Source organism: Bradyrhizobium sp. 2TAF24 (genome assembly GCF_052115025.1).
In the GTDB taxonomy this organism is placed as follows: domain Bacteria; phylum Pseudomonadota; class Alphaproteobacteria; order Rhizobiales; family Xanthobacteraceae; genus Bradyrhizobium_A.
Window position 1 is genome coordinate 117,215 of record NZ_JBFRFW010000011.1, and the last position, 19,691, is coordinate 136,905.

The 19,691-nt window shown below is 65.1% G+C and carries 20 protein-coding genes and 1 pseudogene; 4 read left to right on the top strand and 17 right to left on the bottom strand.

Translation table 11 applies throughout. The annotated features are described in order from the left end of the window. Positions 1-19 precede the first annotated feature (19 nt). From AB4Z37_RS18065 to glk, 12 genes are all read right to left on the bottom strand, one after another. Positions 20-832 (bottom strand): CbbQ/NirQ/NorQ/GpvN family protein, encoded by an 813-nt coding sequence (locus AB4Z37_RS18065; RefSeq protein ID WP_441518123.1) that lies wholly within the window; start codon positions 830-832, stop codon positions 20-22. 33 nt (positions 833-865) lie between these two features. Next, positions 866-1,885, bottom strand: coding sequence for an alpha/beta fold hydrolase (locus AB4Z37_RS18070; RefSeq protein ID WP_441518124.1), 1,020 nt, complete (start codon positions 1,883-1,885; stop codon positions 866-868). Positions 1,886-1,919: 34 nt separating this feature from the next. Continuing rightward, positions 1,920-3,254: a purine-cytosine permease family protein gene (locus tag AB4Z37_RS18075; protein WP_211967084.1), complete on the bottom strand. Its 1,335-nt coding sequence runs from the start codon at positions 3,252-3,254 to the stop codon at positions 1,920-1,922. A 98-nt stretch (positions 3,255-3,352) separates the two neighbouring features. After that, a complete protein-coding gene (locus AB4Z37_RS18080) occupies positions 3,353-4,390 on the bottom strand; it encodes an aliphatic amidase (protein WP_211967083.1) in 1,038 nt (345 codons plus the stop codon). A gap of 74 nt (positions 4,391-4,464) precedes the next feature. Continuing rightward, positions 4,465-5,157, bottom strand: a complete 693-nt coding sequence (gene urtE, locus AB4Z37_RS18085; protein WP_211967082.1) for an urea ABC transporter ATP-binding subunit UrtE — start codon at positions 5,155-5,157, stop codon at positions 4,465-4,467. Continuing rightward, positions 5,150-5,902, bottom strand: a complete 753-nt coding sequence (gene urtD / locus AB4Z37_RS18090; protein ID WP_211967081.1) for an urea ABC transporter ATP-binding protein UrtD — start codon at positions 5,900-5,902, stop codon at positions 5,150-5,152. Before urtD ends, urtE begins: the two co-directional genes overlap by 8 nt. After that, positions 5,899-7,038: an urea ABC transporter permease subunit UrtC gene (urtC, locus tag AB4Z37_RS18095; RefSeq protein ID WP_441518125.1), complete on the bottom strand. Its 1,140-nt coding sequence runs from the start codon at positions 7,036-7,038 to the stop codon at positions 5,899-5,901. Before urtC ends, urtD begins: the two co-directional genes overlap by 4 nt. Positions 7,039-7,054: 16 nt before the next feature. After that, positions 7,055-7,924, bottom strand: coding sequence for an urea ABC transporter permease subunit UrtB (gene urtB / locus AB4Z37_RS18100; RefSeq protein WP_441518126.1), 870 nt, complete (start codon positions 7,922-7,924; stop codon positions 7,055-7,057). A gap of 67 nt (positions 7,925-7,991) precedes the next feature. Further along, complete coding sequence (locus AB4Z37_RS18105) at positions 7,992-9,242, bottom strand: transporter substrate-binding domain-containing protein (protein ID WP_441518127.1); 1,251 nt, start codon at positions 9,240-9,242, stop codon at positions 7,992-7,994. Between the two features lie 125 nt (positions 9,243-9,367). Further along, positions 9,368-10,009, bottom strand: coding sequence for an ANTAR domain-containing response regulator (locus AB4Z37_RS18110; protein ID WP_441518128.1), 642 nt, complete (start codon positions 10,007-10,009; stop codon positions 9,368-9,370). Further along, complete coding sequence (locus AB4Z37_RS18115) at positions 10,006-11,163, bottom strand: transporter substrate-binding domain-containing protein (protein ID WP_441518129.1); 1,158 nt, start codon at positions 11,161-11,163, stop codon at positions 10,006-10,008. Before AB4Z37_RS18115 ends, AB4Z37_RS18110 begins: the two co-directional genes overlap by 4 nt. Positions 11,164-11,525: 362 nt before the next feature. Next, on the bottom strand, positions 11,526-12,482 hold the full coding sequence (gene glk, locus AB4Z37_RS18120) for a glucokinase (RefSeq protein ID WP_441518130.1): 957 nt from the start codon (positions 12,480-12,482) through the stop codon (positions 11,526-11,528). Positions 12,483-12,781: 299 nt separating this feature from the next. On the opposite strand from glk, the gene AB4Z37_RS18125 reads away from it, so the two are divergent. Next, the gene (locus AB4Z37_RS18125; protein ID WP_441518131.1) at positions 12,782-13,594 is read left to right on the top strand and encodes an RMD1 family protein; all 813 of its coding nucleotides are present in this window, start codon (positions 12,782-12,784) and stop codon (positions 13,592-13,594) included. Positions 13,595-13,702: 108 nt separating this feature from the next. Here the strand turns inward: AB4Z37_RS18125 and AB4Z37_RS18130 are convergent, their stop codons facing one another. The 4 genes and pseudogenes from AB4Z37_RS18130 to pcaH form a co-directional block, all read right to left on the bottom strand. Continuing rightward, positions 13,703-14,482, bottom strand: a complete 780-nt coding sequence (locus AB4Z37_RS18130) for a tetratricopeptide repeat protein (protein WP_441518132.1) — start codon at positions 14,480-14,482, stop codon at positions 13,703-13,705. A 28-nt stretch (positions 14,483-14,510) separates the two neighbouring features. Beyond that, a pseudogene (locus tag AB4Z37_RS18135) lies at positions 14,511-14,837 on the bottom strand (tetratricopeptide repeat protein); the annotation flags it as partial. Positions 14,838-15,082: 245 nt separating this feature from the next. Beyond that, positions 15,083-15,709 carry a protocatechuate 3,4-dioxygenase subunit alpha gene (pcaG, locus tag AB4Z37_RS18140; RefSeq protein ID WP_441518133.1) on the bottom strand — a complete coding sequence of 209 codons (627 nt, stop codon included), beginning with the start codon at positions 15,707-15,709 and terminating at the stop codon, positions 15,083-15,085. A gap of 3 nt (positions 15,710-15,712) precedes the next feature. Beyond that, on the bottom strand, positions 15,713-16,498 hold the full coding sequence (gene pcaH, locus AB4Z37_RS18145) for a protocatechuate 3,4-dioxygenase subunit beta (RefSeq protein WP_441518134.1): 786 nt from the start codon (positions 16,496-16,498) through the stop codon (positions 15,713-15,715). 106 nt (positions 16,499-16,604) lie between these two features. On the opposite strand from pcaH, the gene AB4Z37_RS18150 reads away from it, so the two are divergent. Continuing rightward, positions 16,605-17,564: a LysR family transcriptional regulator gene (locus AB4Z37_RS18150; RefSeq protein ID WP_441518135.1), complete on the top strand. Its 960-nt coding sequence runs from the start codon at positions 16,605-16,607 to the stop codon at positions 17,562-17,564. A gap of 7 nt (positions 17,565-17,571) precedes the next feature. Here the strand turns inward: AB4Z37_RS18150 and AB4Z37_RS18155 are convergent, their stop codons facing one another. Continuing rightward, the gene (locus AB4Z37_RS18155; RefSeq protein ID WP_441518136.1) at positions 17,572-18,078 is read right to left on the bottom strand and encodes a MarR family winged helix-turn-helix transcriptional regulator; all 507 of its coding nucleotides are present in this window, start codon (positions 18,076-18,078) and stop codon (positions 17,572-17,574) included. A 125-nt stretch (positions 18,079-18,203) separates the two neighbouring features. Between AB4Z37_RS18155 and AB4Z37_RS18160 the strand changes: the two genes are divergently transcribed. Both AB4Z37_RS18160 and hpaD read left to right on the top strand, forming a co-directional pair. Beyond that, positions 18,204-18,746: a VOC family protein gene (locus AB4Z37_RS18160; RefSeq protein WP_441518137.1), complete on the top strand. Its 543-nt coding sequence runs from the start codon at positions 18,204-18,206 to the stop codon at positions 18,744-18,746. A gap of 77 nt (positions 18,747-18,823) precedes the next feature. Further along, positions 18,824-19,681 (top strand): 3,4-dihydroxyphenylacetate 2,3-dioxygenase, encoded by an 858-nt coding sequence (gene hpaD / locus AB4Z37_RS18165; protein WP_441518138.1) that lies wholly within the window; start codon positions 18,824-18,826, stop codon positions 19,679-19,681. The last annotated feature ends 10 nt before the right edge of the window (positions 19,682-19,691 follow it).

The following is a 19,691-nucleotide window of genomic DNA, read 5'->3' on the forward strand; positions in this document are numbered from 1 at the left end:
CAGGCCTTCACGGACGCCTCTACGCACATGCCGCGATGGTGTCGCGCAGCGCGTTGCGGATGTCAGCGTCGTCGGTCAGCGGCACGACGATGGTGGTCTCGCAGGCATCGTCGAGGTCGATACCGCAACCGATCAGGCGGCCGGCGTTGATCAGCATGCGCGTCGAGGCGCCCTCGTCGAGGCCCTGCCCCTTGAGGTTGCGGCTGTGGCCGGCGATGCCGACCAGAAGATCGGCGAGATTGGGATCGATGCCGGCTTCGCGCGCCACGATCTCGGTCTCCACCGGACGCTCGGGATAGCCGAAGTCGAGCGCGGCGAAGCGCTGCTTGGTGGATTCCTTGAGGTCCTTGATGGCGCTCTGGTAACCCGGGTTGTAGGAGATCACGAGCTGGAAGTCGGAATGGGCGCGGATCAGCTCGCCGCGCTTCTCCAGCGGCAGCACGCGGCGATCGTCGGTGAGCGGATGGATCACCACGGTCGTGTCCTGCCGCGCCTCGACGATCTCATCGAGATAGCAGATCGCGCCGAGCCGCACCGCCGTCGTCAACGGCCCGTCGTTCCAGATGGTGCCCTGCGGGTCGAGCAGCCAGCGGCCGACGAGGTCTGCCGCCGTCATGTCCTCATGGCAGGCGACCGTGATCAACGGTCGCCCGAGCCGCCAGGCCATGTACTCGATGAAACGCGTCTTGCCGCATCCCGTCGGCCCTTTCAGCATCACCGGCATGCGGCTGGCATAGGCCGCGCTGAAGAGGGCCACCTCGTCGCCGACGGGCCGGTAATACGGCTCGTCGGCGATGCGGTACTGGTCGAGCAGCAACGGGGCACTGGACAATCTCACGTCCTCCTTGCACATGGCGGCCGGTCGTTACGACGCCAGCAATTCCCTGAGCTTGGCATCGATGAACGCGACATCGACCGGGTTGGTGCCCGGACCGCCGGCGAAATGGCCCCACACCGACGGCACCGGCACGAACCTGGCGTTCGGCATGTGCGCGACCTCGAACTCGCTGTCCTCGGGCGGGAAGTACAGATCGGTCTGCCCGGGCATCACATAGGTCTTGGCCTTGATGCCGGCGAGGGCCGCCTTGAAGTCGCCCTTGTAGATCTCGTTGTCGCTGATGTCGCCGTTCTGCCAGGTCCACAGCATGGTCAGGAGGTTGTTGGGATCCTTGGGCAGGAAGAAGCCTTCCCAGAACGCCACCAGGAAATCCTCGAGCGAGGAGTAGCCCAGCGTCTTGATGTCGAGCTGCTGACGATAGAACGCCTGCGAGAAGCCCCAGCCGGCATAGACGCGGGCGGCCGCGCGCAGGCCCCGCGCCGGCTTCTCGGTGTACCAGCCTTCCTTCCAGGCGGCGTCGGCGGTGAGCGCCGCCTTGACGCCTTCCAGAAACACGAAGTTGTGGCGCGAGCATTTCGCCGAGCCGCAGAACGGCGCCAGCAGGTCCATCATGTCCGGATAGAGCGCGCCCCAGTGGAAGGTCTGCAGTGCCCCCATCGACCAGCCCACCACCATGCGGATGTGCTTGATGCCGAACTTCTCCGTGACCAGGCGGTGCTGGGCACGGACGTTGTCGTACGCCGTCACCTGCGGGAAGCGCGGCCCGTTATAGGGCTCCGGCGTGTTGCTCGGCGACGACGACAGGCCGTTGCCGAGCATGTTCGGGATGATGATGAAGTACTTGGCCGGATCCAGCGCCATCCCCGGCCCGACCAGCCACTCGTTGTCGTAGTGCTGCCCCGAGTACCAGGTTGGATAGACGATGACGTTGTCCTTGGCCGCATTGAGCTGGCCGAACGTCTTGTAGGCGAGCTTGCAGTCGCGAATGGTGGCGCCGCGCTGCAGCGTAACGTTCCCCAGATCGTAGATTTCGTAATCGACGCTCATCGATTGCCCTTTCCGTTTCTTGATGGGCCAGCGCTCATGCAGCGCTGGCCGCCTTCTCTGCCGTGGCGCTCGTGCGTGCAATCACGAGGTACGCGATGCCGGCGACGAGTGCGGCGGAAATCGCAGTGGACAATCCCGGCATCAGGTTTTCAACCGCGAAGGCGCACAGCGACCCTATGCCCCAGGCGATGAACGGCCGGGCGCGCCAGTCCGCATCAGCCTGCGCGCCGCTGCGCAACAGATACTGGTCGACCAGGATGATGGCGCCGATCGGCGGCACCAGGATGCCGAGCAGCGACAGCCACTGGATGAAGAATGCCCAGACGTTGCCGGCGGCGACGACGATGCCGATCGCTCCAAGGATGACAGCCATCACCCGCATGTTGGTGCCGAGAATGCGCGACCAGCCGGTGGCGGCATTGTAGAGGCAGTGCGAACACACCGAGCCGAGATTGGCGTAGAGGAACACGAAGGCGAGAATGCTGAGCCAGGTCAGCTGCTTGCCGTTCATGTAGCCGAACATGTTGTCGACGCCGAACGGGTTGGCGTTGGGCACCGCGAGCGCCGCCGTCATGACGCCGCCGACCAGCATCGCCACGAGATTGGCGAACGGAAATGCACTGAACGTGGCTGCAAGCGACGCGCGGCTGTTCGGCGCCCAGCGGTTGAAGTCCGCCGTCACCGTGCCGGCATCGATGAACAAGGCCAGCACCACGGTGAGGCCGACGCCCATGGACATCGAGGCGACGCCGTTGTTGCCGGCATAGTTGAGGATGGCGGATGCCGATGTGGTCGATGCCGCATCGATCGCGACCCACAGGCCGAGAATGACAAACAGCGGCACCGACGCCAGCCCGATCCAGTGCAGACCCTTCACGCCGACAAAGGTGATGCCGATATACAGCACGCCGGCGACGATGGTCATGGCGACATAGTTGAGGCCGTACGTCGAGGAGATCAGCGCGCCGGTGATGCCGGTCTGCACGGCATACCAGCCGAGCAGCAAGGTCGACAGCAGCCCCGAGGCCAGCACATAGCCCTTCTTGCCAAACACAATGCTGGCGATCAGCGCGAAGTTCATGCCGCGGTTGGTGCCGATGAGGCCGAGCGCGCCTACATAGGCGAACATGATGAGATTGCCGATGATCATGGCGGCGAGCGCCGCCTTGAATCCCATGCCCAGCACCAGCAGCGATCCGGTCATCGCGCCGGTGATGATCATGGGAAAGCCGATCCAGACCATGGTGACGGAGAACGCGCTGCGGCGCGCGCTCAACGGCACCGGATCGTGCTCGTATTCGTGACCGAGTAGTTCGTCGATCTGCCCTTCGGCCTGGTGCACGATCCCTGTATTCGCCTCACTGCTCATATCGCCCCCCGATACTGTGTCGTGTGAGATGTGGAAGAAGTCGCCGTGGTCCGCCGCGCCGGCACGAACGAGCGTGCCGGCGCGGCGGCAGGCCGCGTTCAGCGATGCGCGGTACGCTGGTTGGGAATGCCCTCGATCGGACATTCCTCGGTGCCCACCGTCGGCCGGGTCATCGCCTCGACCTGGGCACGGGTGCCTTCCGGATCGGTGATCCAGTTCTTGTAGAAGGTGTACGGACACACCGCATGGCCGCGGCTGTCGTCGCCGGAGTTGATCAGGCCGGTGTAGCCGCGGTGCATCAGCTTGAAGAGATGGTTCTGCGACTGCATGTTGCGGCGGGCGTCGCGGATCAGCGACACCGACAGCTGGGCGTACTGGATACCATTCTCCTCGGTGCCGCACTCGCCGAGCGTACGGCCGTCGAAGCCGATCAGGGCGGAGTGTCCGAAGTAGGAGTAGACGCCGTCGAAGCCCGAGGCGTTGGCCACCGCGACATAGCAGTTGTTGGCCCAGGCCATCGACTTCGAGATCAGGATCTGCTGCTCCTTGGCCGGGTACATGTAACCCTGGCAGCGGATGATCAATTCGGCGCCGCGCATGGCGCAGTCGCGCCAGATCTCGGGATAATTGCCGTCGTCGCAGATGATCAGGCTGATCTTGAGGCCCTTGGGGCCATCGGAGACATAGGTGCAGTCTCCGGGATACCAGCCCTCGATCGGCACCCACGGCATGATCTTGCGATACTTCTGGACGATCTCGCCCTTGTCGTTCATCAGGATCAGCGTGTTGTAGGGCGCCTTGTTGGGGTGCTCCTCATGGCGCTCGCCGGTCAGCGAGAACACGCCCCACACCTTGGCCTTGCGGCAGGCGTCGGCGAAGATCGCGGTTTCCTCGCCCGGCACACTGGAGGCCGTCTCGTACATCTCCTTGGAGTCGTACATGATGCCGTGGGTGGAGTATTCCGGGAAGATTACGAGATCCATGCCCGGCAGGCCGAGCTTCATGCCCTCGACCATCTTCGCGATGTTGCGCGCGTTGTCGAGAACCTCGGCCTTGGTGTGCAGCCGCGGCATCTTGTAGTTGACGACGGCAACGCCGACCGTGTCCTTGCTGCTCGAAATGTCACCATGCAACATGTGTTCGACTCCCTTTCAAGTGAACGACGTAAAACCCGTTAGACCGCCAGACTTGCTTGGACCGCCCAAGCTGCTTAGACCGCCATGTGACGCTGGATGAGATCGTCGGTGAGCTCGGCGATCGCCCCCTTGGCGACGACGCGCCCCTTCTCGAGCAGCGCGAAGCGATGGGATGCGCGGCGCGCGAACGCGACGTTCTGCTCGACCAGAACCACCGTAATGCCGTGTTCGCGGTTGAGGCGCGTGATCACGTCCTCGATCTGCTCGACGATGTTCGGCTGGATGCCTTCCGTCGGCTCGTCCAGCAGGATCACCTTGGGCTGGGCGAGCAGCGCGCGGGCGATCGCAAGCTGCTGCTGCTGGCCGCCCGACAGGTTGCCGCCATAGCGGTTGAGGAAATCCTTGAGCACAGGAAACAGGTCGATGACCCATTCCTCGATGCCGTCGGGCGCTTTCGCGGCGAAGGTGCCGAGCATCAGGTTCTCCCGCACGGTGAAGCGCGGCAGGATGCCCCGGCCCTGCGGTACATAGGCGATGCCGGCCTTGGCGCGCTGGTAGGTGCGCAGGGCCGAGATGTCCGAACCATCGAGCGCGAGGCGCCCGGTGACGCGGTCCATCAGGCCGAGAATGCTGCGCATCAACGTCGTCTTGCCGACGCCGTTGCGGCCGAGCACTGACAGGAATTCGCCGGCGCCGACCTTCAGGTTGATGCCCTGCAGCGCCCGGCTGTTGCCATAGAAGGCGTCGACATCAGCCAGCTCAAGCATTGGTGATGCCTCCCGATCCGAGATAGGCGCGACGGACGTCGGGATGCGCCTCGACCTCCGCGGCGGTGCCCTCCGCCAGCAGCTGGCCCATGTGCATCACCGAGATGATGTCGCCAATCGCCTTGACGAAGCCCATGTCGTGCTCGACCACCACCAGCGTGTGCCGGCCCTTGAGCCGCGCAAACAGCTCGGCGGTCTTGCGCGTCTCCTGCGCAGTCATGCCCGCGGTCGGCTCGTCCATCAGGATGAGCTCGGCGTCCTGGGCGACCAGCATGCCGATCTCCAGCCACTGGGTCTGGCCATGCGACAGGTACGATGCCGGCTGCTCGAGCTGGTCGGTCAGGCCGATCAGCTCGGCGAGACGCTCGACCTCCGCCTGCCCGGCGCGGCGCATATCCCAGCGCAGGTTGGCGAGCACGCCGGGCCGGCGCGCCCGCGCCACCTCGAGGTTCTCGCTCACCGTCAGCTCGCGGAACACGCTCGGCACCTGGAATTTGCGGCCGACACCGGCGCGCGCGATCTGGTGCTCCTCCAGCGCATTGAGCGCCGTGCCGTCAAACACCACGCTGCCCGAGGTCGGCTTGACCTTGCCGCAGATGATGTCGAGCGCCGTGGTCTTGCCGGCGCCGTTGGGGCCGATCAGGCAGCGCAGCTCGCCCTTGCGCACGTTCATGGTGAGCTGGTTGAGCGCCTTGAAGCCGTTGAAGGACACGCAGACGTCGCGCAATTCGAGATGGGTGGTCATGCGCTGCCCTCCGTGGTCTGGCCGACGCTCTCGGCGACGCCGTGCGTGGCCTGCCGGCGCTGTGCGATCCAGCGCCAGGCGCCCTGTGCGAAGCCGGCGAGGCCCTTGGGCAGGAACAGGACGACGAGGACGAACAGCGCGCCCATCACCAGCGTCCAGGTTTCGAGGAATGCGGCGGATTCCGACAGCGCGCCCTGCATGCCCGCGACCAGCACCGCGCCGAGGAAGGCGCCGACGAGGCTCTGGCGGCCGCCGACGGCGCACCACACCACCACCGACAGCGACAGCTGCACGCCGAGGAAGGTCGGCGAGGCAAACTCCATCACCACCGTGTAGAGCATGCCGGCGAGGCCCGCGATCGCTGCCGACAGCGCGAACACGAAGATCTGGTAGCCGGCGACGTCGTAGCCGAAGTAGCGCACCCGGCTCTCGTGATCGCGGATCGCCTGGACGATGAGGCCGGCCTTGGTACGGGTGAAGGCGAACGCGACCAGCAGGCTGAGCAGGACGCAGCTCGCCACCAGATAGTAGGTCGCGCGACCGTAGGCATCGAAGGCAATCCCGAAAATCTCGAGCTGGGCGAGATCGGTGATGCCGTTGAAGCCGCCGGTGTAGCTCTGCTGATCGATGATCACGAGATTGAGCACCACCATGGTGGCGAGCGTGATGATCGAGACGTAGACGCCGGTGACGCGACTGCGGAAGATGAACCAGCCGAGCGCGGCCGCGACCAGCGCCGGGACGAGGATGCCGGCGGCGAGCGCGAACGGCAGCGACTTGAACGGTACCCAGAACCACGGCAGCGACGGCACGTTGTTCCAGACCATGAAGTCCGGCAGGCCGCTCGAGCCGGTGTGCACCGGAATGGTCTTCAGCTTCAGCGCCATCGCCATGGCGTAGGAGCCGATGCCGAAGGTCATGGCCTGCCCGAGATTGAGGATGCCGCCATAGCCCCACGACAGCGCCAGCGACACCGTGAGGATGCCGAGCACGAGATAGCGGGCGATCTTGTTGAGCAGGAAGTCGTTATTGAGGAGCAGCGGCAGGGCGAACACCAGCGCGCAGACGATGAGCAGCGGCGCGATCTGGGTGCCGAGGCGCTGAAGTCCGTTGGGGGAAGCGGTCTTGGATGACATGGACAGCGATCTGGTCTCAGGCGCGCACGCGCGTGGTGAACAGCCCCTCGGGGCGGAAGCGGATGAGCACGACGATGGCGAGCAGCACGATCGCCTTGGCCACGGTGTCGTTCTGCAGGAAGGCGATGGCGCCAGAGAGCTCGCCAAGGATGAACGCGCTGAGCACCGTGCCGACGAGGCTCTGCACGCCGCCGAGGACCACCACCATGAAGGCATCGACGACATAGCCGGTGCCCATATCGGGCGAGACGCTCTTGAGCGGCGAGACCAGTGCGCCGGCAAGGCCGGCGAGGCCCGCCCCGTAGGCGAATGTCAGGGCATAGACGCGCTTGGCATTGACGCCGAAGGAAGCCGCCACCGAGCGGTCCTGGATGATGGCACGCAGCTTCATGCCGACGCTGGTGCGGTTCATCAGTGCCCACGTCGCCGCGAACAGCAGCAGCGACGCGATAAACAGGAACACACGATAGGATGACACCGCGAGGCCGAACACGTCCATGCTGTCGGCGAGCGACGGCGGCAGCTGCACATAGCGCAGCTCGCTGCCGACCATCAGCCGCACGCCCTGCTGCAGCATGATGCCGACGCCCCAGGTCGCGAGAATTGTGTCGAGCGGCCTGTTGTTGAGCAGGCTGAGCACGTAGCGTTCGATGATCCAGCCGATCACCGCCACGACGATGAAAATCGGCACGAGGCTCGCGAGCAGGCCGAGCCCGCAATAGGTCTGGAGCAGCCAGGCGGTGTAGGCGCCGAGCATGACGAACTCGCCATGCGCGAGATTGATGATGCCCATCGAGCCGTAGATGATCGACAGCCCCATCGCCACGAGCAGCAGGATCGATCCGATGCTGAGCCCCGTGATGATCTGTTCGAAGAATTGGTCCACGCGCGTATCTCCGTCAAGCCGGCCGCCGGCAGGAGAGGATGCCGGCGGCCGTCGTCGCCCCCTGCCGTCAGCTCTTCTCGACAAGACCCTTTTCGGTGCAGACCTGCCCGGGATAGGCCGCGTAAGGCACCGGCTTCAGCCATTCCTTGGCTTCGACCAGGATCTCGAACTGGCCGTTCGATTTGCACTGCGCGATCTTCGGCCACAGCCAGGTGTGAAGGTTCTCGGCCTCGATCCGCACCTTGCCTTGCGGCGCGATGGTCTCGGCGCCCTTGACCGCGTCACGGATGTTCGGCGGCGTGATGTCGCTCGGCGCCAGCTTCTCGACCGCCTGCTTGAACAGGTAGGTCTGGAAGTAGCAGGCTTCCGATACGAAGTGAGTCACCTTGTCAGCGCCCCAGCGCTTCTGATAGGCGGCGACGAACTTCTCGTTCTCCGGCGACTTGTGCACCTGGAAATAGGGCGCCGAGGTGAAGTGCCCGGCGGCCGCTTCGCCGCCCATCGCCGCCACCTCGTTCTCGGAGGTCGTGAGGCTCGCCATCGGCATTTTCTCGGGATCAAGGCCCGCGGCGCGGTACTGGCGGTGCAGCGCGACCACCGAATCGCCGACCACGGTGGAGAAGATGACGTTGGGCTGCGTCGAGCGGATCTTGTTGATCACCGACGAGAATTCGGAATGGCCGAGCGGCACATACTCTTCCGCGACAACCTCGCCGCCGTACTTCTCCAGCAGCTTCTTGCAGTAGTTGTTCTCTTCCTTCGGATAGATGTAGTTCGAGCCGATCAGGTAGAACTTCTTGCCGAACTTCTTGATCAGCCAGGGCACGAACTCGTCCTGCTGCTGGTTCGGCACCGCGCCGGTGTAGATGACGTTCTTGGAGCACTCGCGGCCCTCATAGAGGGTCGGATACCAGTAGAGATTGTTCTGGCGCTCGAACACCGGCAGCACCGCCTTGCGGCTGGCGGACGTGTAGGAGCCGAATACGCTGACGCACTTGTCGCCGACGACGAGCTTGCGCGCCTTCTCGGAGAAGGTGGCAGGGTCCGACGCCGGATCCTCGATAATGGGCACGATCTTGGCGCCCTTGATGCCGCCGGCCGCGTTGATCTCCTCGATCGCCAGCAACGTCGCCTTGTTCAGCGATTCCTCGATGATCGCCGTGGTGCCGGTGAGCGAGAACAGCACGCCGACCTTGATTTCGCCGCCGGCGGCGCGGGCGAGATCGGCATTCTTGATCCAGATGTGCGGCAGGCCGGTGCCGGCAAACACGCCGAGCGCTGCCGCATTCTTCATCAAACTCCGTCGCGTAATACTCATGTATTTGCTCCTGGAATGAAAAACAAAAAAGCCCTCCCGATGCGCGCTGACGCGAGCATTGGGAGGGCTTTGTTGCCGGTTGTGCAGTTGGCGGCAGTGTCGCCGCCGGTCCCCGCTATTGGGGATCAGTGTTGCGGATCGTAGCCAAGCAATTCGAAGGAGTCAACGATGGCAGCGGCGACAGCGCTCGCCGACACGCGACGATCCATCGCCTGGCGGCGAATGAAGCTGTAAGCCTCGGTCTCCGGCATCTGCCGCGTCGCCATCAGGATGGCTTTGGCGCGCTCGACCGTGCGCATCGAGCGCAGGTTCTCGTCGAGCTTCTCGATCTTGCTGCGCAGCCGCTTTTCATAGCCGAACTGGCTGCGCGCCAGCACGAGGCTCGACAGCACCGCATTGGAGGTGAAGGGGCGTGACAGCACGGCGTTGGGCGTTGCATGGGACAGCGCCTCTGCCTGAATCGCCTCGGTCTGCGGCACGATGACGACGAGTGCCGAGCGCGCGTCGCCGGGAATCCACGGCAGGCGGCGCGCAAGATCAGGACAGTAGTCGCAATAGACCACGTCGGCATCGCCCGGCACGCTCTCCGGCATCGGCCAGACCTGACGCACCCGCATGCGGAAGCGCTGCAATTCGCGCAGCAGCAGGCTGGTCTGGTCATCGACCGGCGCAACCACGACCGCGCTGAGATCGGCAAGCTCCTGCACCATCGACTTGCGGCCGCCCATGTCCCGGCTGCCGACCGGCTTTCGCAGGGTCTCGTTCATTGGGCGTGTCCTGCCTGTGCGGTCGCACGCCCATAGCCGATCAGGAACGGATCGGCGTGAACCGCTTCTTGTGATTGATTGATGATGTCGAACTGGCCTTGGCGGTTGGCGCGGCCGATCCGGGTCCACAGATCGGTGTGGCCGGACATCGGGTTCACGGTGACTGCACCTTGCGGTGCATCATAGCTGGTGCCGAACACCATGGCGCGCAGCACCTCGGTATCGAGGGAGTTGGCCTGTTCCAGCGCCTTGGCGAACAGGCGCAGCTGGAAGTACGACGCCTCGGCACACATGTTGGTGGACACGTCGCTGCCGTAGCGCTTCTTGAACTGGCGCACGAAGGCGCTGTTGGCGCTGCCCTCGATGCCCTGGAAGTAGGACGCCGCGGTAATGTGCCCCTCGCCGACGTCGAAGCCCATGGCGGCGATCTCGGCTTCCGTGGTGGTGAGGCTGGCGATCGGCATGCGCCTGGGATCGATCCCGACATTGGCATAGGCCTGATAGAGGTAGACCGTCCCCTCCCCGACCACGGTGGAGAAGATGACATCCGGGCGGATGCGGCGGATATCCTGGATGATCGGCAGAAAATCCTGCCAGCGGGCATGGACGCTGACATAGCGCTCGCCGACCACCGAGCCGCCATTGGCCTTGAGCAACTCCCGCATCACACGGTTGGATTCGCGGGGATAGATGTAATCGGAGCCGACGAAATAGAAGCGGCTGCCATAGTTGTCCATGAGGTGGCGGCACAGCGCGAGGCTGTTCTGGTTGGGCGAGGCGCCGGTGTAGATCACATTGGGCGAGGCCTCGAACCCTTCATAAAGGGTCGGGTACCACAACAGGCCGTTCAGCCGCTCCACCACCGGCAGCACGGCCTTGCGGCTCGACGAGGTGTAACAGCCGAAGATGGTCGAGACCTCGTCCTCGATCATCAGGCGCTTGGCGTAGTGACCATAAGCCAGCGAGTCGGAGCCCGGGTCGTAGGCGACCGGCACCAGCTCGCGGCCGCACACCCCACCTGCTGCATTGATCTCCTCGACCGCCAGCAACGTGCCCTGATACTGGGTTTCCTCGATCACAGACATGAAACCCGTACGCGAGAACAGAATGCCGATCCGCCAGGGAGCGGACGTTTCCTGAGAGAGGTTGGCCATGGACAGACCCTCGATCTCAACGAGTGACGGGAACGATTATGACTCTTGGACGGGCGTTTCCGTAAAAAGATTGCATGCGATGTGGACGGAAACAAGCACAGCTTTTCATCTGCGCTTCACACGGCAGCACAACGTCAGCTTGCCCGCATGATGAAATCATGGGCCGCGGTTGCACGAAATGTTGCAGGTCTCGCGATCAGCGCTCCGATCCGCCGCGCTGCCCGCCGCCCGCGCGATGCGATGGCGCATCGGCGCGGCGCGACTTCACTCTGACTTAATAATATGTGCGCGCTGGAACAAAGCTGGTGAGGCCCCGTGCATCAAGGCGGAGAATGACCGCGTCCGCATCGGCAACGCGTCCGTCAGCCGGCCGTGCGCTCCTGATAGTTGGCGAGGCCAAGCAGCGCCGGCGACTCATCCATGATCAGGATGGTGGGGATGCGCTGCAGATAGGACTGAAAGCGCCCCTTGTCCTCGAAGCGCGCGCGGAAGGGCGAGGCCGCGAACAGGTCGGCGAAACGCTGCAGGATGCCGCCGGCCAGATAGATGCCGCCGGTCGCGCCGATGGTGACCGCGAGATTGCCTGCCACGGTCCCGAGCATGGCGCAGAACAGCCTGAACGTCGCGACACAGGCCGGGTCCGTGCCGTTGATCGCGTGATCGGTGACATCTGCCGGTGAGAACGGCTGCGCCGGCCGGCCGGCAATGGCGCACAGCGTCTCGTAGAGGACAACGAGCCCTGGCCCCGACAGCACCCGCTCGGCGGACACGTGCGGCCAACGGCGGCGCAACATGGCAATGACGGCATCCTCCTCCGCGGTCACCGCCGGCAGTGTCACATGGCCGCCCTCGCCCGCCAGCAAGGCCCAGCCATCACGGTCAGGCACCAGCGCGCCGACACCGAGGCCCGTTCCCGGCCCGATCGCGCCGATCGGACCGCGTGCCTTCGACGCCACCGGGCCGATCGGCCGGCAGACCTCGGGCGCGAGATATGGAATCGCCATCGCCACGGCCGCGAAGTCATTGATGACGTGAAGAGCGGACAGCTTCAGTGCGTCTTTTGTCGCGCGGATCGAGAACGACCAGCTCTGGTTGGTGAGCTGAATCTCGTCGCCGAGGATCGGTCCGGCAATGGCGAGCACACCGATCGACGGCTGCATGTCCTGTGGCAGGCTCGACAGATAATGGCTCAACGCATCCTGTAACGTCGGATAATCCCGCACCGCCACATGCGACAGCGCGCGATAGGCGCCGTTCTCGGCAATCGCGAAGCGCGCATTGGTACCGCCGATGTCCGCAATGACCCGCCGTGCGCTCATCGCGTCACGCCCATGGCAGGAACCGCGGCGCGCCTGCTGTGACCTAAGCAATCCGGGACGAAACAGGAAGAGAACATCATTGGTGGCGCAGATCGGTCGGAGTGAAGATCAGAGGCGGCGTCTCAAGGAGACGGCACGCTGCCGTCGGCCTGTGTCATCAGGATGGCCAGCCAACGTCAAGCCATTGGACAACACCTTGTCCCGTAAAGGGTTCCTGGCCTGGCGGCAATCGTCGACGGCCTTGCCTATTTCAGTGAACGGCCTAGTTTTGCAATGCAACCGATAGCGATGGAGCACGCATGACCACAGCCCCTTCCTCTCCGACCGGACGACGGCTGACCGTGCGGGCGCTGCTGGTCGGCGACCGTCTCAACGCCAGCGGATTCGAGGCGCGCGACATGATCTCGACCACGCCGGTCGCGTTCCGCGTCCAGGGCGACGGCATGGCCGTGCTGTTCCGCTATGGCGTGGTGGTGCTGATCGGCCTCACCCCCGACGAGCAGGCGGGCTTTCTCTCCGCGCTCAAGCCGCGCATCATCAGCGAGTTCGTGCGCTATGAGGAAGAGGCGACCGAGGTCGAGGTCGGCGCCGATTCCGGCGACGTGGTGCCGCCGGGCGGCCCGATCCGCATCACCTCGCTGTCGAACGATCGCCTGCTGCTGGTCGCCGACGCACTCGCCAAGAGCACGGTGCTCGCCCACGACGAGCGGCGCGTCGCGGCGGTGTTCGACGTCATCGAGCCGTTCGCCCGCGAGCTCGCGGAACGCGGCCGCACCCCGCAAGACCGCACCGCCATGCTCAAGCTGATCGGCAACGCTCTCCTGGTGCAGCAGCGCGTGTCCGGCCGCGTCGCCGTGACCGAGAAGCCCGACGCATTGTGGGACAAACCCGAGCTGGAGCGGCTCTACACCCGCCTCGAAGACGAGTACGAGCTGCAGGAGCGGGTCGAGGCGCTCGACCGCAAGCTCACCGTGATCGCCGAGACCGCCCAGGCACTCACCGACATGATCGACACCCGCCGCACGCTGCGCCTCGAATGGGCGATCGTCGGCCTGATCAGCTTCGAGATCGTGCTGTCGCTGTACCAGCTGTTCGCCGGACGTGGGCACTAAAGCGTCTTCGGGCGACGCCTGCCCTCTCACCGGGCGTGATCCGGAGGCCGGCGACGCTTCACGTAAGGACAACGCGTCAAGACAAAAAGAGAGCGTGCGAATCCGCGCCTATTTCTGACCAGGTTTAGGATCGAGCCGGACCGCCTCGTTGTGGTCGGCCGCAGCGCGGTCGGTATTCCCCTTGGCCCTGTAGGCGATGGCGCGGTTGTCGTAGGCGATGGCATATTTCGGATCGAGCGTGATCGCCTGACTGTAGTCGGCGATGGCACGGTCGTTATCGCCCTTGGCATGGTACGCGTTGCCGCGGCCATTGTAGGCAAGGGCGTATTTCGGGTCGAGCGTGATCGCCTGGTCGTAGTCGATGATGGCGCGATCGTTGTCGCCCTTGGACTGGTAGGCGTTGCCGCGGCCGTTGTAGGCGCTGGTGTACTTCGGATCGAGCGCGATCGCCTGATCGTAGTCGGCGATGGCGCGGTCGTTGTCGCCCTTGGCCTTGTAGGCGTTGCCGCGGTTGTTGTAGGCGAACGCGAACTTCGGATCGAGCGCGATCGCCTGACCATAGTCGGCGATGGCACGGTCGTTGTCGCCCTTGGCCTTGTAGACGTTGCCGCGGTTGTTGTAGGCGTTGACAAACTTCGGATCGAGCGTGATCGCCTGACCATAGTCGGCGATGGCGTGGTCGCGGTCTCCCCTCGCCAGGTAGGCGTTGCCGCGGTTGTCGTAGGCGAGGACGAATTTCGGGTTGACCGCGATCGCCTGATCGTAATCGGCAATGGCGCGGTCGCTGTCCCCCTTGGCCTTGTACGCGTTGCCGCGGTTGTTGTAGGCATTGGCATATTTCGGGTCGAGCGTGATCGCCTGATCGTAAGTCGGCGATGGCGCGGTCATATTCGCCGATCGCCTGGCGCACGTTGCCCCTGTTGTTGTAAGCGGGGGCGAACTTCGGATCGAGCAGGATCGCCTGATCATAGTCGGCGATGGCGTTGCCGCTATCGCCCTTGTTCTGATAGGCAAGGCCGCGGTCGTACAGCGCGGCGGCCATCACGGGCCCGGTGAAATGTCCGGATTTGATCGCCTTGGTGCAGCCGGCGACCTGCTCATCCCAGGGAATGTCGGAATTGCCCGTACATTTCCAGTCGGTCAAGGTTTCCGCCAGGGCGGGAAAAGCCGCCGCTGATGCCAGCAACGTCGCCGTCGCCAGGACGGTCAATCGCGCACCTGCGCACCGCACAACTCGAGCCATGAAATTCCTCAACCTCGCGCCAGTTGGGGCCGGGCAGCCGCTGGAATCACCTCCGACTGCCGAGACGAAGCGCACCGTATTGTCAGCCGATTGAAAACTCCACAGCCATTTTGTTTACAATCGTATCTGCAGGACGACCGCGCGACGGCACGCGTCCCGGCGGCGTATCCCGCGGTGCTGAAACGCGAAAGCGGCACCGTCGCTCCGACGGCGCCGCTTCCGGCGATATCGCTGCCGTAACGTCCTCAGACGTCGAAGAACACCGTCTCGTTGTCGCCCTGCAGGATGACATCGAAGGTATAGACCACCTGGCCGTCGCGGATGCTGCGCCTGGCGATCAGGGTGTCGCGCCGCGCCGGGTTGTCGATGAGGCTGAGCACGGGATCGGCGGCGTTGGCTGCGCCCTCGTCGGAGAAGTACAGGCGGGTGCACAGCCCGATATTGATGCCGCGCGCCACGATCCAGACATTGATATGGGGCGCCTGGGTTGCGCCGCCGGCTCCTTTCACTGCACCGGGCTTGATGGTGTCGAAGGTGTAGAGCCCGGTCTCGAAATGCGAGCCGGCCCGGCCCCAGCCGCGGAAGGTGGATTCCAGCGGCTTGGTCCGGCCGTCGGCCGGATGGTTGTAGCGGCCGCTGGCGTCGGCCTGCCAGATCTCCAGCAGCACGTCGCGCAGCGGCGCGCCGGCGCCGTCGATCACCCGCCCCTCGATGCGGATGCGCTCGCCCGCCGTGTCCGGGCCCGCGAGCACGCTGCTGAAGTTCTTCTCGAAGATGTCGAATCCGGCCATATCGGGGATCAGCCCGATATGGACATACGGCCCGGCGGTCTGCGACGCGGTTTCCTTGAGGTAGGGCAAAGCCTGCACCATGGTTCAGTTTCCTTCCGGGCGGTTTTCGAAGAACGTCGAGCGCTGGCCCCGCAGCACAATGTCGAAGCGATAGGCCAGTAGATCGAGCGGCGCGCTGGCATTGAGGTCGAGCGGCGCCACGAGGCGGTCGAGCGCGCCGGCATCCGGCACCGCCTGCAGGATCGGACAGGTGCGGATCAGCGGATCGCCCTCGAAATACATCTGGGTGATCAGGCGCTGGGCGAAACCGGAGCCGAAAATCGAGAAGTGAATGTGCGCCGGGCGCCAGCTGTTGATGTAGTTGCGCCAGGGATAGGGGCCGGGCTTGATGGTGCGGAAATAATAGTAGCCGCTGTCGTCGGTCAGCGTGCGGCCGCAGCCGCCGAAGTTCGGATCGATCGGTGCGAGATACGTATCCTTCTTGTGGCGGTAGCGGCCGCCGGCATTGGCCTGCCAGAACTCCACCAGCGTGCCGGGTACGCCACGGCCGGTCTCGTCCATGACGCGACCATGCACCACGATGCGCTCCCCGATCGGGTCGCCGGTCTTGGCGTAGTTGCGGATGAGGTCGTTGTCGAGCGCACCGAGGTCATTGTGGCCGAACACCGGGCCGGTGCGCTCGGAGATGCCGGCGTCGAACGACAGCAGCGCATGGCGCGGCGAGCGCAGCACCGACGACTTGTAGCCGGGCGCATAGGCCGGCGGGTGCAGCGAGCGGTCGCGCTCGAAGAAGCCGCCGTCGCCGAGCCGCGGCGCCGGCTGGTTGGTGCCGCGCTCCTGCGGATCGATACGGAGATTATGGATGGTCATGCCTGCGAATCCTCCCGGGCCGGTGCGCAGCTGGGAACGCTGCGGATTTGGCGGGATGATCGGCCACCCTATTCTCAAAATAAATAGATGGATTATCATATATCTCATGAACAAAATTGATCATTTGGCGCTCGACGGCCACGCCCTGACATTGTTTCTGGCCGTGCTGGAGGAAGGCTCGGTCACCGCGGCGGCCACCCGGCTCGGACTGACCCAGTCGGCAGTCAGCCACAGCCTGCAGAAGCTGCGGCGGATCGTCGGTGATCCGCTGTTCGCCAAGTCCGGCCGCGGCATTGTCGCCACCGCCCATGCCCATGTGCTGGCGGCACGGGCGCGTGCCCTGCTCGACGAGATGCGTCAGTTTGCCGGTGCGGCAACCTTCCAGCCCGCCAGCGCCCAGCTCGCGCTGACCATCGCCGCCAACGATTTCCAGCGCGACCTGCTGCTGCCGGGCTTTTTCCAGCGCGTCGAGACCGCGGTCGCAAGCTTCAGCCTGCGGGTGATCCCGTCGCAGTCACCGTCGGCCGCCATGCTGCGCGAAGGCCGCTGCGATCTGCTGGTCACGCCGCTGCCGCCATCCGGCATCGACATCGTGCAGAAGCGCCTGCTGCAGGATCACTATGTCTGCTATTACGATGCCGCGGTGCGACAGCCCCCGGCGTCACGCGCGGCCTATCTCGCGGCACGGCACATCACCGTGGTCTACACCGACAACGAGAAGCTCGATTTCGACCGCCGCCTCGCCGCCGGCGGCATCCGCCGCGACATCGCGATTTCCGTGCCGAGCTTCAGCGGCGTGCCGGCGTTCCTGCGCGGCTCGGACATGCTTGCCAGCATGCCGAGCCTGCTGGCTGGCCAGCTGATGCGCGACTTTGCCCGGGTGGACATTCCGCTGACGGTCAAGGCCTTCACCAGCAAGGCCCGCGCCCTCGCCGAACTGCCGATGTACATGGTCTGGCACCAGCGCTTCCAGAAGGACCCCGCCCATACCTGGCTGCGCGAGCAGCTGGAAGCCACCGCCATGCGCGCGCTGGACGGCGTGCCCTCGCGCGCCAGGCGCCGCTGAGACCACCTCACGCCTCGGTGCGCGCTGCAGTCTCCGCAAGACCGGCGGACGCCGCCGCCAGCTTGTCCAGCGCCTTGTCCAGCACCGCCGCTTCCTGCGGCGTCAGCGCGCCGAGCAGCGCCTCCTCCCGCGCCAGCGCCAGCGGCACAACGCGGTTGTAGAGCGCGCGGCCGGGCGCGGTGAGCCGCGCGATGCGCTCCCGGCCATCGTCCGGATCACGGAAGCGCCGCACGATGCCACGCGCCTCGAGACGCTGCATCGCCCGGCTGACCTGCATCTTGTCGAGCGTGGTCTGCCGCAACACCTCGCGGGTCGCGATCTCCTCGCGGGTGCCGAGCACCGCGAGCAAACGCCACTCCGGCCGCGTCAGCGCAAAGCGCACCGCATAGACTTCAGCAACAGCGAGCGACACCAGCTCGGCAAGCCGGGCCAGGCGGTAGGGGAAATAGCGCTGGAGGTCGAGCCCCGGCGCGGCCTCGCGGTTGTCGTCGGGCTTCGGCCCACCACGCGTCATGCAGTTCTCCCAGGAACAAATCATCGCCTAGCGGAGCCCGGCGCGGCGATCGGCGGTTTGATCCAGATCAAGGTCGGCGAATAGTAACATTTGTTACGACTTCGCTGCAACACGGAGCATCCCCCATGCAGATCGAGAAAATCCATCACGTCGCCTACCGCTGCGTCGACGCCAAGGCGACCGCCGACTTCTACAAGCAGGTGCTGAACATGGACCTGCTCGGCGCCATCGCCGAGGACAAGGTGCCTTCGACCAAGGCGCCCGATCCCTACATGCACATCTTCCTCGACGCCGGGAACGGCAACATCCTTGCCTTCTTCGAGCTGCCGAAATCGCCGCCGATGGGCCGCGACCCCAACACCCCGGACTGGACCCAGCACATCGCCTTCCAGGTCGCCGACCTGACGGCACTCGACGAGGCCAAGGCGCGCGCCGAAGCGGCGGGGCTCGACGTCGTCGGCATCACCGACCACACCATCTTCAAGTCGATCTATTTCCGCGACCCCAGCGGCCACCGCATCGAGGTCGCGGCCTGGACCGCGACGCCCGAGCAGCTCGGCCGGATGAAGTCGGTCGCCCGCGACATGGTGGAGGAGTGGTCGCGCACCAAGACGCCGCCGCGCCACACCGCCTGGCTGCATGAGAAGGAATTCGCCGTCGCCGATTAACCGCACGACAGCTGCCCGGCGCAACGACGCCGGGCGGTCCGTCACCGAGCCAATCAATCCATCACAAGGAAACGCCCATGGGACAGATCGCCCTCGCCGCCAAGGTTTCGCATGTACCGTCGCTGCTGCTCTCGGAACAGGGCGGCAGCCCGCTGAAGGAGGCACGCAGGGATGCCGTCGAATCGCTGCGTGAGATCGGCCGCCGGGCGCGGCAGCGCGGCGTTTCGACCTTCGTGGTGTTCGACACCCACTGGCTGTCCAACTTCGGCTACCACATCAACGCCAATCCCCACCATCGCGGCACCTACACCAGCCATGAGGCGCCGCACATGATTCAAGACCTGCGCTATGACCTGCCGGGCAACCCGGCGCTCGCCGACGCCATCGCCGCCAGCGCCCGTCGCAACGACCTCAATGTGCTCGCCCACCAGGTGCCGACGCTCGGGCTTGAGTACGGCACCATCGTGCCGATGCACTACATGAACGACGGCTGGGCCAAGGTGGTCTCGGTCGCCTCGCCGCTGTTCACCTCGGTCGAGGAGAGCCGCCGCCTCGGTGAGGCGGTGCGCCGCGCCGTCGAGCAGTCCGGCGAGCAGGTGGCGGTGCTCGCCAGCGGCTCACTGTCCCACCGGCTGTGGCCCAACCGCAACCTCGGCCCCGAGGCCTGGACCAGCATCGCCAGCGAGTTCAACCGCCAGGTCGACCTGCATGTGCTGGAGCTGTGGCGCCAGCGCCGCTACCGCGAGTTCGTCGCCATGCTTCCGGACTATGCGGTGAAGTGCAACGGCGAGGGCGGCATGGCCGACACCATCATGCTGTTCGCCGCACTCGGCTGGGATACGTTCGATGGCGAGGCGGAGCAGATGTGCGACTATTTCGCCGCCAGCGGCAGCGGCCAGGTCAACGTCGAATTCCATCTCGGCACGGCGCGCTGACACCAACCGG

Coding starts and splice junctions, on each gene's coding strand:
- AB4Z37_RS18110 (WP_441518128.1), bottom strand. CDS start 10,009: ATGAACGAGACCCTGCGAAAGCCGGTCGGCAGCCGGGACATGGGCGGC.
- AB4Z37_RS18105 (WP_441518127.1), bottom strand. CDS start 9,242: ATGAGTATTACGCGACGGAGTTTGATGAAGAATGCGGCAGCGCTCGGC.
- AB4Z37_RS18155 (WP_441518136.1), bottom strand. CDS start 18,078: ATGACGCGTGGTGGGCCGAAGCCCGACGACAACCGCGAGGCCGCGCCG.
- pcaG (WP_441518133.1), bottom strand. CDS start 15,709: ATGGTGCAGGCTTTGCCCTACCTCAAGGAAACCGCGTCGCAGACCGCC.
- AB4Z37_RS18130 (WP_441518132.1), bottom strand. CDS start 14,482: ATGACCGCGCCATCGCCGACTTACGATCAGGCGATCACGCTCGACCCG.
- urtE (WP_211967082.1), bottom strand. CDS start 5,157: ATGCTTGAGCTGGCTGATGTCGACGCCTTCTATGGCAACAGCCGGGCG.
- pcaH (WP_441518134.1), bottom strand. CDS start 16,498: ATGACCATCCATAATCTCCGTATCGATCCGCAGGAGCGCGGCACCAAC.
- urtC (WP_441518125.1), bottom strand. CDS start 7,038: ATGTCATCCAAGACCGCTTCCCCCAACGGACTTCAGCGCCTCGGCACC.
- AB4Z37_RS18070 (WP_441518124.1), bottom strand. CDS start 1,885: ATGAGCGTCGATTACGAAATCTACGATCTGGGGAACGTTACGCTGCAG.
- AB4Z37_RS18075 (WP_211967084.1), bottom strand. CDS start 3,254: ATGAGCAGTGAGGCGAATACAGGGATCGTGCACCAGGCCGAAGGGCAG.
- glk (WP_441518130.1), bottom strand. CDS start 12,482: ATGAGCGCACGGCGGGTCATTGCGGACATCGGCGGTACCAATGCGCGC.
- AB4Z37_RS18080 (WP_211967083.1), bottom strand. CDS start 4,390: ATGTTGCATGGTGACATTTCGAGCAGCAAGGACACGGTCGGCGTTGCC.
- hpaD (WP_441518138.1), top strand. CDS start 18,824: ATGGGACAGATCGCCCTCGCCGCCAAGGTTTCGCATGTACCGTCGCTG.
- AB4Z37_RS18115 (WP_441518129.1), bottom strand. CDS start 11,163: ATGGCCAACCTCTCTCAGGAAACGTCCGCTCCCTGGCGGATCGGCATT.
- AB4Z37_RS18125 (WP_441518131.1), top strand. CDS start 12,782: ATGACCACAGCCCCTTCCTCTCCGACCGGACGACGGCTGACCGTGCGG.
- AB4Z37_RS18160 (WP_441518137.1), top strand. CDS start 18,204: ATGCAGATCGAGAAAATCCATCACGTCGCCTACCGCTGCGTCGACGCC.
- AB4Z37_RS18150 (WP_441518135.1), top strand. CDS start 16,605: ATGAACAAAATTGATCATTTGGCGCTCGACGGCCACGCCCTGACATTG.
- urtD (WP_211967081.1), bottom strand. CDS start 5,902: ATGACCACCCATCTCGAATTGCGCGACGTCTGCGTGTCCTTCAACGGC.